The 16,693-nt window shown below is 59.0% G+C and carries 19 protein-coding genes; 8 read left to right on the top strand and 11 right to left on the bottom strand.

Annotated elements, in window-relative coordinates:
• Positions 1-90: 90 nt before the first annotated feature.
• Together LDN70_RS09185 and LDN70_RS09190 are read left to right on the top strand one after the other, a co-directional pair.
• Positions 91-663 carry a TetR/AcrR family transcriptional regulator gene (locus LDN70_RS09185; RefSeq protein WP_223942368.1) on the top strand — a complete coding sequence of 191 codons (573 nt, stop codon included), beginning with the start codon at positions 91-93 and terminating at the stop codon, positions 661-663.
• 106 nt (positions 664-769) lie between these two features.
• Positions 770-949 (top strand): hypothetical protein, encoded by a 180-nt coding sequence (locus tag LDN70_RS09190; protein ID WP_223942369.1) that lies wholly within the window; start codon positions 770-772, stop codon positions 947-949.
• 161 nt (positions 950-1,110) lie between these two features.
• Here LDN70_RS09190 and LDN70_RS09195 read toward each other — a convergent pair whose 3' ends face one another.
• Together LDN70_RS09195 and LDN70_RS09200 are read right to left on the bottom strand one after the other, a co-directional pair.
• A complete protein-coding gene (locus LDN70_RS09195) occupies positions 1,111-1,812 on the bottom strand; it encodes a hypothetical protein (RefSeq protein WP_223942370.1) in 702 nt (233 codons plus the stop codon).
• A gap of 456 nt (positions 1,813-2,268) precedes the next feature.
• Positions 2,269-2,571, bottom strand: a complete 303-nt coding sequence (locus LDN70_RS09200; protein ID WP_223942371.1) for a DUF4193 domain-containing protein — start codon at positions 2,569-2,571, stop codon at positions 2,269-2,271.
• Positions 2,572-2,734: 163 nt separating this feature from the next.
• On the opposite strand from LDN70_RS09200, the gene LDN70_RS09205 reads away from it, so the two are divergent.
• From LDN70_RS09205 to LDN70_RS09215, 3 genes are all read left to right on the top strand, one after another.
• The gene (locus LDN70_RS09205; RefSeq protein ID WP_223942372.1) at positions 2,735-3,787 is read left to right on the top strand and encodes a PDDEXK nuclease domain-containing protein; all 1,053 of its coding nucleotides are present in this window, start codon (positions 2,735-2,737) and stop codon (positions 3,785-3,787) included.
• Between the two features lie 493 nt (positions 3,788-4,280).
• Complete coding sequence (locus LDN70_RS09210; protein ID WP_223942373.1) at positions 4,281-4,448, top strand: hypothetical protein; 168 nt, start codon at positions 4,281-4,283, stop codon at positions 4,446-4,448.
• The gene (locus LDN70_RS09215; protein ID WP_223942374.1) at positions 4,436-4,573 is read left to right on the top strand and encodes a hypothetical protein; all 138 of its coding nucleotides are present in this window, start codon (positions 4,436-4,438) and stop codon (positions 4,571-4,573) included. The genes LDN70_RS09210 and LDN70_RS09215 overlap by 13 nt, the downstream gene beginning before the upstream one ends.
• A gap of 428 nt (positions 4,574-5,001) precedes the next feature.
• Here LDN70_RS09215 and LDN70_RS09220 read toward each other — a convergent pair whose 3' ends face one another.
• From LDN70_RS09220 to LDN70_RS09245, 6 genes are all read right to left on the bottom strand, one after another.
• Positions 5,002-5,427, bottom strand: a complete 426-nt coding sequence (locus LDN70_RS09220) for a carboxymuconolactone decarboxylase family protein (protein WP_223942375.1) — start codon at positions 5,425-5,427, stop codon at positions 5,002-5,004.
• A 591-nt stretch (positions 5,428-6,018) separates the two neighbouring features.
• The gene (locus LDN70_RS09225; protein WP_223942376.1) at positions 6,019-6,159 is read right to left on the bottom strand and encodes a hypothetical protein; all 141 of its coding nucleotides are present in this window, start codon (positions 6,157-6,159) and stop codon (positions 6,019-6,021) included.
• Between the two features lie 71 nt (positions 6,160-6,230).
• Positions 6,231-6,428 (bottom strand): hypothetical protein, encoded by a 198-nt coding sequence (locus LDN70_RS09230; protein ID WP_223942377.1) that lies wholly within the window; start codon positions 6,426-6,428, stop codon positions 6,231-6,233.
• A 348-nt stretch (positions 6,429-6,776) separates the two neighbouring features.
• Entirely contained in the window at positions 6,777-7,994 is a 1,218-nt protein-coding gene (locus LDN70_RS09235) for a fumarylacetoacetate hydrolase family protein (protein ID WP_223942378.1), read from the bottom strand.
• 80 nt (positions 7,995-8,074) lie between these two features.
• On the bottom strand, positions 8,075-8,950 hold the full coding sequence (locus LDN70_RS09240; protein WP_223942379.1) for a hypothetical protein: 876 nt from the start codon (positions 8,948-8,950) through the stop codon (positions 8,075-8,077).
• 17 nt (positions 8,951-8,967) lie between these two features.
• Complete coding sequence (locus tag LDN70_RS09245) at positions 8,968-10,185, bottom strand: homogentisate 1,2-dioxygenase (protein WP_223942380.1); 1,218 nt, start codon at positions 10,183-10,185, stop codon at positions 8,968-8,970.
• Positions 10,186-10,307: 122 nt separating this feature from the next.
• Between LDN70_RS09245 and LDN70_RS09250 the strand changes: the two genes are divergently transcribed.
• Positions 10,308-10,874 (top strand): MarR family winged helix-turn-helix transcriptional regulator, encoded by a 567-nt coding sequence (locus LDN70_RS09250; RefSeq protein ID WP_223942381.1) that lies wholly within the window; start codon positions 10,308-10,310, stop codon positions 10,872-10,874.
• 602 nt (positions 10,875-11,476) lie between these two features.
• Here the strand turns inward: LDN70_RS09250 and LDN70_RS09255 are convergent.
• The 3 genes from LDN70_RS09255 to LDN70_RS09265 all read right to left on the bottom strand — a co-directional run bounded on the left by LDN70_RS09255 (position 11,477) and on the right by LDN70_RS09265 (position 14,332).
• Positions 11,477-12,157 (bottom strand): alpha/beta fold hydrolase, encoded by a 681-nt coding sequence (locus LDN70_RS09255; protein ID WP_223942382.1) that lies wholly within the window; start codon positions 12,155-12,157, stop codon positions 11,477-11,479.
• Positions 12,158-12,272: 115 nt separating this feature from the next.
• On the bottom strand, positions 12,273-12,806 hold the full coding sequence (locus LDN70_RS09260; protein ID WP_223942383.1) for a MarR family winged helix-turn-helix transcriptional regulator: 534 nt from the start codon (positions 12,804-12,806) through the stop codon (positions 12,273-12,275).
• A 239-nt stretch (positions 12,807-13,045) separates the two neighbouring features.
• Entirely contained in the window at positions 13,046-14,332 is a 1,287-nt protein-coding gene (locus tag LDN70_RS09265) for an FAD-dependent oxidoreductase (RefSeq protein ID WP_223942384.1), read from the bottom strand.
• 136 nt (positions 14,333-14,468) lie between these two features.
• On the opposite strand from LDN70_RS09265, the gene hisC reads away from it, so the two are divergent.
• A complete protein-coding gene (hisC, locus tag LDN70_RS09270) occupies positions 14,469-15,587 on the top strand; it encodes a histidinol-phosphate transaminase (protein WP_223942385.1) in 1,119 nt (372 codons plus the stop codon).
• Between the two features lie 193 nt (positions 15,588-15,780).
• The gene (locus tag LDN70_RS09275; RefSeq protein WP_223942386.1) at positions 15,781-16,653 is read left to right on the top strand and encodes an ABC transporter substrate-binding protein; all 873 of its coding nucleotides are present in this window, start codon (positions 15,781-15,783) and stop codon (positions 16,651-16,653) included.
• Positions 16,654-16,693 lie beyond the last annotated feature (40 nt).

The following is a 16,693-nucleotide window of genomic DNA, read 5'->3' on the forward strand; positions in this document are numbered from 1 at the left end:
TCTGCGGCTCTCCTTACCTACACCCCTGTAGGTAAGGAGAGCGTACAGTGCTACCTACAGGAGCGCAAGTAGTGTGAGAGGATCGATTACATGACGACACTTCGAACCCGGCTAGTGGCAGAGGAGCGAAAGGCGCAGATTGTTAAAGAGGCCGAACTGCTGATTCGGACGAACGGATTTCAGGGCTTTTCAATATCAGCCCTGGCAGAAGCTTGTGGCCTAACAAGGGCCGGCGTACTGCATCATGTCGGCTCCAAGGATCAACTACTGATCGACGTTCTAGAAGCCAAAGAGCGGGAAACCGGCGAGGAAACGTCCGCTCTTATCCAAGCCATAGGCCATCCGACAGCCCGTGAAGTCTTGGATCTTTTGATGCGGCGCAACATGGAGCGACCCGAAATCATGCTCCTATTCACAGTTCTGGCGGCCGAATCATTGAACCCGCAGCACCCGGCGCACGACTACTTTGCTGAGCGGCTGCAGCGCGGCGCGCGACGACTGGCGCCTCTGTTGGGAGGAGACAGTCAGAATGCTGAGAATGCGGCCATCGAGATCCTCTCGTACATGGATGGGCTACAGCTGAATTGGCTCAGAGACGGGGAGATTGACCTGTGGGCCAGGTGGTCAGCTTTCGCCGACCGGTACTTTGGCAGCGTCGGTTAGACGCGTTCACGCAGGGACGGCAGCGGGATTTTCGTCCTTAGGGCTGGCGGGTGATCTTCGGCGCCCGGCACGTCACAGTGACGCGGATAACGTCCGCGGCTAGGTCTTGGACGATCGGGTAGCTCCTTTTGATCCGCCGCTTCGCGGCCGCAAGTTCCGCGGCCTGCCCACCCGTGATCCCGGGACGGTTCCCGCCTCAACCTCGGCCTTCTTCATGCACCCGTACAACGAAATGTATCCCGAAATCCTTCGCGACCCTTCACTGGAGTTGGAAAACGCGGCATAACAGGTGTGGACGAGCTATCTCATCCACTTCTACTCGTCCCACTCTAAAGCCGATAATGGACGATATGTCTTCTTGGTTACGAAGATCCGTGAACGTTCATCACATATTTCAGACGACGAGGATCCGGCCTGCACTGGCGGATTCTGCTGTATCCGTCTGCCTCATCGGGCAGGCACGTTCAGTTGTGCGGAGACCTGCACACGAACTTGGTCGTGTGGTTCTGGCGGAGACTGTTCGCGCAGTTCGGATAGGTGTGCGACCAAGATGTTCCTGTGCTCGGCAGACGAGTTTGGCCATCGGCTGGCGGCACTCTGAAATTCAGCTGAGGCTGCCAGAAGAACATCGAAGTACTTTTTTCGATCCGTCTCGTCTTCCAGCTCTGCATTGGCTTGCCGCGTTAGGTTATACAGATAGTTTGGCCAAGCGAGAACTTCTACAATCCCCGGTTCCTCCGGGTTCTCGATGTACCAGCGAAAAACTGCACCGTAAAGCCTACGGTGCAAACGTGCGATCTCCATTTCGATTAGTGGAAACGATGTGCTCAGTTCATGGGCCACGGTTAGTGCTTCAGCGACGGCGAATGTTAGTCGTTCTTTGCTCGCTTCCTGACGCTGGACTTCCAGTTGCAACCTCAGAGCTCGCTCTTGGGCTTCCTCGGCTGAAGCCGCCTGCCGTCGCAGCTCTTCTTGCGATTCTCTGGCGAGCGTCGCCTGGAGTTCCAGACTTCTCTCCGTCAGCTTTGACTGATGCCTGTTTGTGAGCGTGACAACGAGGATGGCGACTGCCGCCGCAGCGATCGCCCCAATTGTCGCCCCGAAGGTTCCACTCCAAAGCTGTAGCAGCCACATCTCGTCGCTATTCATCAAAGTTGAATCCTAACGCCTAATTTCTGTCCCCTCCGAACCAACGCAGCGAAGTGTCGCTGCGTTCTGTACATTTCCAGTCCTCTATCGACCTCTACTCGTCCCGTTCTAAGGCCGATAACAGTGATTCCGTCGACCTGCAGATTCCCGGCGTTGTGTTAGTCAGGAACCCCACAACAACAACGCAGGCAGGCCAACGAAAACAATAGACATGGTTCCCGGATCTGACAGGGATGTGGCTGTCATCCGGATCTCCCCGTCTTTGGGTGCGTAGACGTCATCTGCGTCTGGTAACGAATGTTACATCCAGTTTGTGCCACGGCTTATGGCACGATTTTGGTGCGGCAGTCTTAGACGCGGACCAGCCGACAGGGTGGGCAGCAGTGCGTTCTGGGGCGCGGGATTTCGGCAACAGGGACCTGGAGGCTCAGGAGCGTCCTCATTTATGCCAGTGGTCTAGCCTTCGCACTCGATGCAATACGCGTGGCCGTTGGATTCACGGGCCAACTGGGACCGGTGTCGGACCAAGAAGCACGAGTAGCAGGTGAACTCGTCCTCTGCCTGGGGAATGACCTGAACGACGAGTTCCTCGGAGACGATTTCTCCTCCAGGCGTTAGACCCTCATCGAAGGCATCGGCCTCTTCTAATTCCTTGACCACACTGCGGGCATCCGGCGCGTTGGCGGATTTCAGCGCTTCCAGCGATCGGTCCTGAGACTCCTTTACGTCGGAGCGGAGATCGTCGTAGTCAGTTGCCACTGAAGTGATTCTCTTTTCTGGTGTTCGATTCTGACGACACTGCAACGCGCACCACCGCGTCATTGTTCCCGCGGGCGAATGGCCTGTCGGAAAGGACTGACCGGAGAAGAACACTGGCAAGGAACCGCATCTCCCCTCGCGAAGGACTATTAGGGTGGAGTGCATGAGTGACGCACATGCCTTGGCCTTGTCCTCGGGCTATACCGATCTTTTGGCATCGCTCAAGGAACGCGTCCGGTCCGCGCGTCAGACCGCCCTTCGAACCGTCAACACACATCTCATCGAATTGTATTGGTCGATCGGCAGAACAGTGTTGGAGCGCCAGCAGGTCGAACAATGGGGGAGCGGGGACATGGGACGCCTAGCCGAGGACCTGCGGGCGGAGTTCCCCGAGATGAAAGGCCTGTCACGGTCCAACCTCTTCTACATGCGGGGTTTTGCCCAAGCTTGGCCGGACCCAATTGTCCAACAGGCTGTTGGACAATTGCCGTGGGGACACGTCACGGTGCTGCTGGACAAACTGGACAATCGACGTGACCGGGATTGGTACGCCGGCGCCGCAGTCGAGCACGGATGGTCCCGCAACGTCTTGCTGAACATGATCATGAACCGGACCTTGGAAAGAACCGGAGCGGCGCCCTCGAACTTTGTCCAACGGCTTGTTGGACCAGATTCTGAGCTGGCCCAGCAGGTCGCCAAGGACCCCTACAATTTCGAATTTCTGGGCCTGTCAGGTGAAGTTGCCGAACGGGATCTGGAACTGGCATTGACCAGCCGGATCACCGAAACCCTGCATGAACTCGGACCTGGATTTTCGTTCGTCGGCCGGCAAGTGCACTTCGACGTCGACGGCGACGACTACTACGTCGACATGCTGTTCTTCCACATGGACCAGAACCGGTACGTCGTTATCGAACTCAAAACCGGAAAATTTCAGCCCGAGCACGCCGGAAAACTGAACTTCTACGTCGCCCTCGTCGATGACACGCTTCGCAGGGAACACCACAACGAAACTATCGGCATCCTTATCTGCGGCACCAAGAACGACCGCAGCGTCAGGTACAGCCTTGGCCGCTCCACCTCGCCCATGGCCGTCGCGGCCTACACCTACGACAGACTCCCCGCAGCAGAACAGCAAGCGTTACCCAACGAAGGCAACCTTGTCGCAGCGCTCGAATGGGCAGAACCCGACGCGGTCGTGCCAAGCCGAGACTAGGCGTCAGCTGAGGCTACTCAGGTTCAGCAGAAACTGATGAACCAAGTATGACCCCTAATTGTCCGGGCCCGTAGACGATTCACTCATGCCACCATGGGCGCCCGGTGCTGGACACCAGAAGAACGCCGATAAGCACCCATATGTCGTCCTGAAGAGTCAAGGCCCTTAAGTGTCATGGTGACTTTCTGAGAGTCCAAAGCATGGTGTCAGAAAAGAGCGATTGGGGTTCTATTCTGACGTTCTGGGCTCTTCGTCCTGGCGTCAGGTTGAGGCGTAGTTAGACCTGACGTGAGTCCGAAAGGGACGAGGCTCGGCGAGGGTTGATTGAGGTGAAAATCCCGTAGCTGTGCGCGATTCCCGAGTCTTCGCCGGTCAACTTCATCCATGACTGTCGCCGCCTACAACTTCGAACGTAAACGCATGATCCTGCTCTACGCCCGATGGACTCGGCCAAGCCGCCGCCGTCGTCTAACGCGACCAGGACAACGCGAACGTGCGCATCACTTCCGCGTCGCCCCTCAGCCCGCGCCTGGCTGATATTCGCTCTGTGGTGCAGACAGCGCAGGACGAAGCCGAGGGCGCAGGGGTGGTGAACTTCGGTCGGTTGTTGCCGCTGCCGTCACCGACCGTGCACGCCTCGAGGACGGCGTGGCCGCCGTAGAACAGACCTCCGGTACCTCCCTGGTACTGCTGCGCGCTTGCGGCCCACAGGACATCGCCTTGGCCGCATCCCTGCCGCTGGGCCTGTTGCTGCTCAAACACTCCACTGCGCCCTCCGAGATTTAGGACGCCCTTTAGTGGTCGGGATGAAACTCTTTCCCCTCGCCACCAGGGTCCAGGCCCCACCCGTCCCGGCTCATGGCCGCATTCGTGGGCTCCACGGAAGACCCCGCGCAGTCCTGCGTAGAACGTTGAAGTAGATGGGTTTTCCTGATTATTTTGAATCGCTGAGGATGAAAATGCCTTACTGACGTTCAATCATGCGTCGCCCCGACACCCCTTAATGCATCAGCCAAAGGGCAAATCCATCAGCCATAACTGCATTCGTCAATGCCTCTGTCAATGACCATCCAACCACTATGTATCTCAATCATTTATACGTTGAGTTCAGGCCAATCCTCAATGGGATCCCACGGCCGACGCGGTTCAGCCGATGCGCAAATAATGAGGGGTTGAAAGGCGGGGAGGGGAGCAAGGTTTGAAATCTGAATACGCTAGGGGGCGTATTTATTTGCCGAGGGGGCGTGCAGTTCCTTGTAGGCCGAAATGGTTTGCTCGGCGATCCGGAAAGCTTCCAACGCCGCTGGCGCCCCACAATAAACGAGAGTCTGTAGCAGGAACTCCTGGATCTGCTCTTCTGTCACCCCGTTGTTCAATGCTCCTCGGACATGCCCCGCCAGTTCAGAGGACCGGTTCAGCGCCGTCAACATGGCGAGGTTGAGCATGCTTCGCGTCTTCAGATCCAGCCCTGGCCTACTCCAAATCTCCCCCCATGCGTATTCAGTAACGAGCTCCTGAACGGGCCGGGAAAAATCCCTCGCCTGGTCGAGTACCTTATCAACGTGCGCCGTCCCCATGACCTTCTGCCGCACCGCAATTCCCTTCAAAAATTTCTCGCTCTTTTCTTCTGTCCCTTCCATAGTTACCCTCCTAGTATTCGTGATGGATTAGGGGCTTTATCTTGCTCAAGGATCTGCTCTATCAACGGGTGAGAGAGGAACCGGGGCGAGCAGAAAAGCCGATTCAGTACCATCGCATCTTGGGATAGTCACTACTTACGGTTTCCGTCGCCGGGCAGGCTGCCCGGACTTCGGAGTGCCTGTTGCGGAGGGCGTGCCGGCCCGACGACGGAAGTGCGCCAAAAGCTCTCAGGAAGCTACGAGCTCCTCTATGGTGGCCTTTCGCGGGCTTCGGTGAGGTAGAGGCGCCAGATCAGGGTGGGTGTTTTGATTCGACCCGCCGTTGAACAGCCCTCGGATACATCACGGCTAGGACAGCCACAAGGCTTTCCACTGGAGGTACTGCGGCGATCCAATACTGGGGAGGGGCGAGCGCGTGTCTTCGTCAGCCCACTGGCGTCCCTTGGTAAGGGGTTTCACTGTACTCCTTTCCCTAGCGGCCCGAGAACGACGGTTCGTCCGTGTCCGGAAGGTAGGAGATAGCCAAATGGGTGTCCCTCTTCCTTGGCGCGGTTTAGGCGGCCCAGACCTCGACGTTGTCCGTTCCGCAGATCAGTCTGCGCATGGTCGGCTCGAAGATGACCCAAGCAGTTCCTGATCATGGGAGATGTCGTCAATGCGACCAATGCCGGTGCCCCACGTGGCGTCGTAAACCCACACCCGGTCACCCGCCCTGAGTTCGTTCCATTGCACCGCCGGCACCTGTCTGCACTCGGCGGTCCGCTTCGGAGATGCGGTCCGGTTCACGGTGATGGGGGGGTGCGTCATGCTGATGCTCCAGTGACAGTTCGCCGGCGCCACACCGTGGCCTCACCCTTGTGGGCGGGCAGCACGTGGCCTTCCGGGAACTCTTGGACGTCGTTCGGCTCGGAGTCCGGGCTCCACAGGCCCGACACAGGGCAGTGGTAACCGGTGGGCAGGACAGAGCTGGCTCGTTCGCGCAGGAGGGCGATGCTCTTCATTGTTGAATACATCCTTTGTGTACATCATTCGTGGATCGGGCATTGCATCATGGGAGCGGATCTCTTCGTCTGTGGACAGAGGCGCGCGTCGGTTTGACATCCGTTAGACCATTAAGGGTTTTTTGGCCAGGCCCGGCTTCGTCTTCCGTGTCGAAACTGATGATCGAGGCAACGGGTTCAAGAAGTTCTTCGGACAGTATCCTGGCCTCCTCGGTGACGTCTCTGAAGACCAGGGCTGCCGGGCTGTCGTACGCCACTGAAACCCTTGGCAGCCTGGGTTAGGCAAGTGGCAGCCCGTGGGATGGCGCTGACCGACGTCCAGGGCTTGACTCCTTGAGCCTTTCCTTTTCAGGTTGCAGGTAGCACTGTGGCGGTGCACTCGCCGAAGTCGATAGTTGAGCCCCCCGGGCCAGGGGCTGTTCCCCGGATGGTGACGGTTTGCCCGTCGGTCAAGAAGCTCATCTCGGTGTCCGGCGTCACTGCGAACGGTTCCTTTCCGGCCCAGGACAGTTCTAGGAATGAACCGCGCTGGCCTTTCTCGGGGCCGGACACTGTGCCTGAACCGAAAAAGTCGCCTGGACGCAGGGGAGCGCCGTTGACAGTCATGTGGGCGATCATTTGAGGTGCAGTCCAGTAGAGGGCGCTCACTGGGGGGCGGGAGACAGTATGCCCGTCAACGATGACCTCCATGGTGATGTCGAGGCCCCATGGCTCCTCACCCTCGTCGTTGAGATACGGGGCAAGGGCAGGCCCTCGTGCTGGCGGGGTAATTCTGGCGGCGCTCAAGGCTTCAAAGGGCACGACCCACAGGGAAATTGTTGAGGCGAAAGACTTACCCAAGTAGGGGCCGAGGGGGACGTATTCGTAGGCCTGGATATCGCGGGCGGACCAGTCATTGAAGAGCACCACGCCGAAGAGATGTTGGGCGGCCGCGGCCACCGAGACTTCGCCGGCCGGAGCGGATCCACCCAGGATGAATCCCATTTCGGCTTCGATGTCCAATCGGCGGGAGGGCCCGAAACTGGGGGAGCCGTTCTGCTCGGGCCGCAGGCCCTTAGGACGGGGGAAATCCTGGCCGGAAGGAATCACAGAGCCGGAGCGTCCGTGGTAGCCCACAGGCAGGTGTTTCCAATTGGGCAGCAACGGTGCTTCGTCCGGACGGAAGATCTTGCCGACGTTGCTGGCGTGGTGTTCGGAGGCGTAGTAGTCGACGTAGTCGGCTACCGTGAACGGCATGTGCAGGAGAATATCGTCAACCGGATAAGAGGAGTCGGCGACAATTCCGTCCCCACCGGCAGTGGTCACGGCGTCGACAAGCCAGGCGCGCAAAGCCGTCCACGCCTCACATCCGGCCGCGAGCAGCGCGTCCAGATTCGAAGTTGAAATGGCGGCCCGGACGCTGCGGTCAAGTCCGCCCGTTGCATCGGCCAGTGCGGAAAGATCGATGGCCTGGTTGCCGAGGCGGGCACCCAGTCGAGGCTTTCCGTCAACTGGTGAGAAGGAAGCGTAGGGCAGGTTTTCGGGGCCGAAACCCTTAATTGCGAAACGGTCGGCGGCAGTAGTCACGGATGATCTTTCTGAGTGCAGGGGCAGGAAATTCGGGGTGGGAGGGTGCCCGCCCCGCTGGTTAAGGGCGGGCACCCCACTTATCCCAGCCCTGGGGGGAACAGGCCTAGAACGGCCAGGCTTTCTGCGGGCTCGGCGACGCTACACGTGCCAAAGGAGATGAAGAACTCGCGCCATGTTCCCGTGGAGGCACGCGCTAGATTGGTCAGAGCGGTGGACTCCGTAGCAGCGAGGAGAGCCGCGACCCGGTCCACGCCTTCCCCCCGGAGGGCCGCCTCGGTGGCCATCGCGATGTTGAGGAAACCATGATGCGTGAATCCGGTAACCGGGTTCGTGTAGCGGATGGCCTCGTGCAGTCCGGCGGTGAGCTTGAACGGGGTGGATGCAGCGATGGTCTCGGTTAGTACTGCAGCGAGTTGCTCTGGGGTGGGGAACAGGTGAGCTTCCAGACCGCCGGTGCGGTATTTCAGGCGCAGGTCAGTGCCGGCTAATAGCTCCAAGGCCGACGCGGCAACCTGTTCATGGGTTAGCTCTACATACACCTGGATATCGGACACGGCTGCGGCCTGCTGAATCTGGGCGGCCCATATGTTCTTGTCCGATGGATCGGTCTTAAGCTCGATCGCGACCATCCGCAGCTGCGGTGCAATGTCTTTAGCGGCCTCAAGGGCGGCTTGCAGCTGCCCGGCGGGCGTGACTGCTGAGACGTTGATCGGGCGTCCACCAAGATTGAGCCCGGAGGCGATCTGCTGTGCCTTGGCCAGGTCCTCGAGCTTGAGCACGGCCGGCCCTACGGCCTCATTGAGGCTATTCACTCGACGCTCGACGTAGTCAATAATTGCCCTGTCCAGCGGAGCCAAGCCGGGCGGGAAGGTGGCCGCGTCATCGAAGAAACCCCGATACGGTTCTGCGAGAGCGCATTCATCCCGTGCTAAGGGCGTGGCGAGTGGGGACATTTCAGTATTCGGGGCTGTCACCGCCCCGCCTCCTCAATCCACCGGCCGCCGGTCCAGGAGGACGCATACAGGCCGTCATCCGTGGCCAAAGCGGCTTCGCCCAGATCCAAGGGGCGGAACGTGTCAACCATGACTGCCGTCTCGTCGAAGTACTCTGCCCCGATCGAGGCTTCTATCGCCCCAGGCTGCGGGCCGTGCGGGTGTCCGCCCGGGTGGATTGAGATCGAGCCTTTTGCGATCCCGGAGCCCTTACGGGCCTCGTAGTCGCCGTCGACGTAGAACATAATCTCGTCTGAGTCTACGTTGGAGTGATAGTAGGGCACCGGCACGGCCAGCTCGTGATAGTCGACCTTACGAGGCACGAAGTTGCAGATCACAAAGTTGTGCCCCTCGAAGACCTGGTGCGAGGGTGGCGGCTGGTGCACCTTTCCGGTGAGCGGCATGTAATTCTTGATGTTAAAGACATAGGGATACAGGCACCCGTCCCAGCCAACAACGTCAAACGGATGGTGCGGCAGGATGTGAATGCTGCCTTGAAGCCCGGAGGTGCCTCGGCCGCGGTGCTTGATGTAGAGCTCCACATCGCTTTCCTCGCGCAGGAGAGTCTCGGTGGGACCTCGCAGGTCACGCTCGGAGTAGGGGGCGTGTTCCAGGAGCTGTCCGTACTTGGAGAGGTACCGCTTGGGCGGGGCAATGTGGGAATTGGCTTCGATGAAATACAACCTCGCCGTTTCGTCCCCGCGCAGTACCCACCGGTGGATAGTGGCCCGCGGGATCATGACGTAGTCACCTTCGGCCACCTCCAACGGGCCGAACTGGGTCTCGACCAGAGCAGAGCCGGCTTCAACGTAGACGCATTCGTCGCCCAGTCCATTCTTATAAAGGGGTGAAGTCGTTCCCACATGGGCGTAGGAGAGACGCACGTCCGAATTGCCCAGCACCAGCCTGCGCCCGGTCACGGCGTCGACGTCAGGCGTCTGCTCCTCCGTGAACAGGTCGTGCAACCGCAGATGCCGCGGCAGCAACGGGTCGTTGGGGGTCAGGCTCTGGTCGGGCAGCTCCCAGGTCCTCGCACCCACGAGGGCCGAGGGGATGTGCTGGTGGTAGAGCAATGCGGAGTCGAGCGAGAAGCCTTCCTCGCCCATCAGCTCCTCGTATAGGACATTGCCGTCCTCGTCCTTAAACAGTGTGTGGCGCTGCTGCGGCACCGGGCCCAGCTGGCGGTAATAGGCCATGTCGGCTCCTTGTAATCGATGTTCCGTGATGCACCTCTCCCTAGATAGTAAATGGTTGTACTATCTAGGGGCAACCCTTTTTCGCTTAGAGGCAAACCAAACGACAAAGTAGGCTATGTGCCATGACTGCTACCCTCGATTCATCGGCCACCCCGGAAAGGCCGCTGCAGGCTGGCCTCCCGGATTACTGGTCTTTCGTCGAGGCGGCACAGCGCCGAATAGTTGAGGAGTTTCCTGACGCTGATCTGACTGCAAATCGTTTGTTTTTGTCCCTGAACCGCTCCTCGTCCACAGTTGTTTATGACTTTGAGTCCACGATCCACCGGCCCGCAGGTGGAACCTGGGCCAGCTTTCGTCTGCTTTTGGCTCTGTGGGTCTCCGGGCCTCTTAACCCGAACGAAGCGGCACGCCTGACGGGAATGAGCCGTGCGGCGGTATCCAATCTGACCGGCACGCTCATCAACAAGGGCCTGCTGTTGCGCGAGGCTTCCCCAGACGATGGGCGCTCAGTGACCCTGCAACTGACTGAAGCGGGCTTGGCGAAAATCCGTATGGAGTTCCACGCCCAAAACGAGCGCGAAAGCCAGTGGGCCGAAGCCCTCACCGAGGAAGAGCAGCGCACCCTGGTTGGACTGCTGGACAAGGTCATGGCCCACCGCGGCGCCATCGGCGCCCGCGACCGAAAATAGAGCCTGTGGCCCTGCCGGGCCTCAGCCCGGCAGGCTCAGCAGGAGGCCCAGTGGCCCCGCCTGTGGAGGCCTGTCCTGCAGACGCAATAGGGGACCCGGCAGCAAGCTAGTGTTGCCGGATTTTTTGTGCTCCCTTGGAACGCCGCCTTCGAAGGACTGAGCCGCTTTGCCCGACCTGATCTCCCAGGCAGTCTTTCTCGCCGGGCGATCCAGTTCCGGAGGGTGATGCGGGCCTGGCTAGCTGCGGCCGGGTTTTCTACCGCATCAATCTAGCCGGCTTCGACGTGTTGAAAGCCGCCGTTCTACTGGCCGGAGGAGGTGATGAGGATCTGGTTGCTGAACGCCTCCTCACATTAAGGCGGTGTTAGGACGCTAGGCCCCCTCGTGGGGCACGGCGTGGATCGCCCAGCGGCTGGAGACAAGGCGGCATGGTCAATACGGCGACAGTGTCGAGGAATCCCGCGAGAGGTCACTCCTACGACTCGTGGGTTACCGGACAGGAATGCGTGTACGGACTAGGAGCATTGTGGGGGCTACGTTGCTGAACAGTCGTGCCGAATTTTCAGGTACGGTTGGAAAGGCCGCTGTGCCGCACGCAGAGCTCAGCGTGCGGCCTCAAGCAATAGAGCCACGACCTCGTCGGGCCGATCGATCATTAGGTCGTGAGAGCCGGCGGTCGACGTGGCATTCCACCCCGGTTCGGTCTGCGCGCGAGTGTAGTTGTCGCGGAAATGGTCCATGCTGGCCCACCCCTCGGCCAAGACATACGTTCGAGGTATCGTCAGCTTAGCTTCGTGCTCGAGCTTGATCACCTGGTTGGACGGTCCTCCGGGCATGGGCGTCATGCGGGATTCGACCCACTCTGCATCGGTCCCGTGCAATCCGAAGAACTCAGCCGTTGGTGGCGGCATGTCGCGGTGGTCCAGTGGCAGGCCTGCCAGTCCGCGTACCGTGTCTCCGCTTCTGGGGACGAACGCGTCGAGGTAGACGATCGAATGGGGACGGTCGGCGATGGCGTCCGCGACGCAGGTGACAGTCGCGCCGCCGTACGAGTGGCCGACCAGCACGACGTCAGTCAGGACTTCCCAGAGTATGAGATTGACGATGTCCGCAATGTGGGTGTCCATGTTCACGGAAGGTGAGTTCAGGTGGGATCGGTCGCCAACTCCTGTCAACGTCGGCGCGTGCACGGTGTGTTCGGGCCGAAGCTTGTTCGCCACCCGCTGCCAGCACCAGCCACCATGCCAAGACCCGTGCACTAGAACAAATGTCGCCCTTGCCATCTCTTTAGGTTGATACGATCGACCCAGTGACAGGACGACGGTTTTGATGGTTGTGATGCTCTCTACTGGAGCGGTCTGTGAGGGTCGCGAAGAACGGGATCGCGCCGTCGCACCGTTAGTCCTGTTGGGGCCGAGCCATCCGGGCATCCCGAATGGCTCGGCGACGCTCTGCCACTGTCGGCTCGGAACGCGCCCCAATGTCGGCCTGAGTCAGGTCTTCGATCAAGTCGCCAATGGTCGAGCTGAGCACGGCTCGTTGGGCCGGCGTCAGCTGAGACAGCATCGCTTCTTCGTGAGCGCGCCTTAGTGGGAGAATCTCCTCCATGAGTTCAGTTCCCTTGGCCGTCGGCACCAGCGCCGGCACCCGACGGTCGGTCGGCTGAACTTGACGACTGATAAGAGCCTGGCCCTCGAGCACTGAAATGGCGCGACTCACCTGGGCCTTGTCGACGAATGTCCGGCTCGCTATCGCGCCGACGGTCGTACCTGGTCGCCTGATCACCTGGTATAGCACCCGGTACTCCGCAACGGCCATGCCGAATTCATCTCCCACCAGCTTGGCCAGTCGGCGTTCCAGGATCTTGGCGAGGATGCTGACCAAGAAGGACAGCGATTGTTCCAGATCGTCGGCGCTGTTCGCTTGAGTCACCTCAGCCGCCTTTGGCGATAGGTTCATAGAGTTCCCCGGACCTCTCTAGGCTGGTCGCAACATAGTTGTGATTACACTGATGATAATACAAGAACATCCGCTAATGACGACTTTCTCGCGTGCCCCGGCGAGAAGAATGCGCCTGCCGCGGTACATTCCTCGGTGGCAACCGAGTTTAAGACGTCTCGAACGACTAAGGCTTACGCGGAGCTGAACCCCAGGCGGCTCACACTCCGTGATCAGCGACTGGGCAATAGTCCTGTGGCTCTGAGTGACGTGATCATCGAGGCGTCGAGCGCATGTTCGTACGCGAGTGTCGGGTCGGAACAGATTCTTTTCATTCGATCATTGTTAGCGCTACGGACACTCGGGTCACGTTCTTCCATGGCCTTCTTGTTTCGTTCCGTGGTCGCGTTGATGTCGTTGATCGCGACGGGCCTGCGCAAGGCTTCGTATCGATCCAGGTCCGTGCTGCTGCCTCCGTTTCTCAGCACCGAAGTCAGTTCCCTGGTCAAAACGAAGGCGTCGTGCAATCCTCCATTTAGACCCATGCCGCCGAGGGGATTGTTGACGTGAGCGGCATCGCCGGCGAGGAACACCGCGTCCGATCGAAACCTGTCCGCAACGCGCTGGTGCACCCGGTAGACGGAGTTGACCAGGATTTCATAGGGTTGGTCCGAAGGGCAGATGTTCTGCAGGCAGCGCTGGATGTAGTCCGATGACTGCGCTTTACTCGCGGCTACGTTCGGCGATACGGGGACGACGATTCGCCACATGTCAGGTATTTCGAGCAGTAGGAACCATTCGTCGGGGTCAGCTGTGTAGTTGATCGACTGGATATTCTTCATGGCACCTTTGAAGTCGAACTGCGTCCCAGCAACGAGAAATTGTTCAGGGTGGGTGTACCCTTCAAAATTGATTCCCATGGCTTGGCGCACCGTTGACCTCGCCCCATCGCAGCCGATGAGATACCGGGCGTCAATGCGACTCTCGCTTCCGTTGCTTGTCACTACGGCCGTGGCCCCCCCGTCGGAATTGGCTTGAACGTCAGTGACGTTGCTGGAGAACAACAAGGTCGCCGATGGCATCATTTCAAGCTTCTCATGCAGCCAGCGGGTGAGTTTGAACTGTTCACATTGCAGCCGGAAAGGATACTTAGTATCCGCACTGAGGACCGATAGGTCGAGTTCCGCAACCGGACCAGTCGCACGGTCCCTGTACTGGATGACGGGGCATTGCAGCCCCATTGACAGCAGTGCGTCAGTTACGCCCGACGCGGCAAGCAAGTCAAGAGTTGCAGGATGGAATGTTGAGGCTCGGTAGTCCTCGATAGCTTCGGCGTTCTGGTCAATCAACACTACGTCGATTCCTTCCTGGGCGAGGAGGAACGCGGCTAGTGCTCCCACTGGACCACCTCCCACGATCGCGACGTCAGTCGAGTTTTCGCGCATGAAGCTCTCCTTGTGATTCGAGGTGAGGCCGCTGGTGCAAGCCTCCAAGTAGAGAATATGATGTTGAATCATCATTGACAAGTCATTGAAATTTGGCCACGCTGTATACATGAATGAGTCGGGACAGCTTGGGTGAGTGGCATTCGCTTCCCGCCGAAGCAGGCATCCGATAGTGGGCGAGCCCAAGAACATACGGAAGGTGCGACAGATCATGCAGCGAACCACATCGGACGAATCGAGAGACCCCGGGTCGCCATTTCCTGTGCGCAAAAGGGTGGCCTTTTCTCAACACGGCGGATATGTAGCCGGAGCCAGATCAGCCCAAGGAGCTCTGTCTGGTCGCCTTGTTCGGCTTGCCAGTAACGAGAGCGCATTCCCGCCGCTGCCCGGAGTGATGAATGCGATCCACTCCGAAGAAGACGCAGTTGTGCGCTACCCGGATAATGACGCGTCAGAGCTTCGCTCCAGAATCGCCGAACACCACGGTCTTTCGAGTTCGCAGGTGGCAGTCGGGAATGGCTCCCTTGCGCTGGTCGAACAGCTGATGCACGTGCTTGTTGACCCTGGGGATCAAGTGATCGTGGGTGATCCTTCGTTCATTGGATACTCCTCTGTGGGCAAAGTTGCACAAGCGGACATTGTGAGGGTGCCGCTTAGCGGCTCCAGCCTCGATCTGGAGGCGATGGCAGTCGCGATCACCGACCGAACCCGGATCATCTTCGTCTGCACCCCAAACAATCCCACCGGCGGAATCGTTGGAGCGCTGGAGTTGGAGTCGTTCCTTAAAGCTGTCCCCACGGACGTTCTTGTGGTGATCGATGAGGCGTACCGGGAATTTGTCGACGATCCACGAGCAGCCAACGGCGTCGACTTCCTGGACCGCGCAAATGTGCTGTGCCTTCGAACATTCTCAAAGGCCTACGGCTTGGCTGGACTCAGAATCGGTTACGGACTGGGTGATCCGCAGCTAATTGCGGCCCTGAGATCTGTGCAGCTGCCGTTCGGCGTGAACGCCTTGGCCCAGCGAGCCGCAACACTTTCCCTCGATAGCCAGACCGAGCTTGAGGGACGGGTTGCGACCGTCGTGTCCGAACGATTGCGCCTGGAAGAGGCGCTGACGGATATCGGACTTGACGTTCGGCCGTCCCAAGGCAACTTCGTGTGGATTGTGCTGGAGGAGGACACGGCTTCGACCGTGAAGGCACTGGCGGCTCGAGGCGTCCTCATTAGGGGATACGGGCATGGCATGCGAGCCACCATTGGCTCGCCGGCCGACAATGACGCCTTCCTGACGGCCTTGACTTCAGTTCGTGATCGCACGGGCGAATAGATAAGACGATCTGCTGTTGAGCAGAAATAACCGGACTAAAGTCATTGACAAATCATTAATAGATAGAACATCATTGTTTGCAGGCTAGGTCCGGAATAAACCGAGTAGTTTCACCACCCCAACTAATCTTTGACAAGAAGGGCGCAAAATGTTCGTCAAGAATAGGCGTAGCAATCTCCGTGGAGGAGTAGCCTTGATCGCAGTCGCGGCGATGCTGGTCACCACCTCTGCGTGTGGCAATGACTCGTCTTCGGCCTCGCAAACTACTACCAACCAGTCCGCGCCGCTTTATGAGAAGCTGCCAGCTTCAGTGAAGAAGGCCGGCGAGATCGTCGTGGCTTCGCCGTTGTCCAACGCCCCTTATATCTACACCGAATCCGACGGCAAGACGACGAAGGGCATCGTCCCGGAACTCGCCAAGGCGCTTGAACCGGTGCTTGGGGTCAAGTTCAGATTCGTCAACACCCCCTTCCCTGGCCTGATTCCCGGTCTTCAGGCGCAGAAGTTCGACATGATCTGGGGCGTAGTCACTGACACTAAAGAACGTGAAAAGATCATCGACTTCGTCGACTACCAGAAGGATGGGGCTACGTTCCTGGTGCGCGCCGGAAACCCGAAGAACATTTCGGACATGATGAGCATCTGCGGAAACAAAATCTCTTCATTGTCAGGATCGACGCAAACGAAGTTGCTAGAAAAAGAGTCGGAGAATTGTGTTGCCGCCGGCAAGCCTCCTATGGAGATCAAACTCTATGACGGTGCAGCCGAGTCGCAGCTAGCCGTTCAGAGCGGCAACGCCGACGTGTTTTTCACGGGCCTCGGTGCCGGCTTGTATGCGGAGAGCACTGCACCCGAAAAGTTTGAAGTAGTCGGCGACGTATATCAGGACCAGTTGTTCGGCGCCGGGTTCGCGAAATCGAATACGGAGCTACGTGACGTGTTTCAATCGGGCATCAAGAAACTCGTTGATGATGGATCGTACGTCGAGGTCTTCAAGCAGGGGGGCCTCGAACGACTTGCCCTTTCTGGCTCCTCGGACGTCACAGTCAACGGCGCAGCTGAGTAGGCATGATGGATCCCCGACAGGCAGATCTGCAACTTAGAAC

Origin of the sequence: Arthrobacter sp. StoSoilB22 (genome assembly GCF_019977315.1) — a bacterium.
GTDB lineage: Bacteria > Actinomycetota > Actinomycetes > Actinomycetales > Micrococcaceae > Arthrobacter.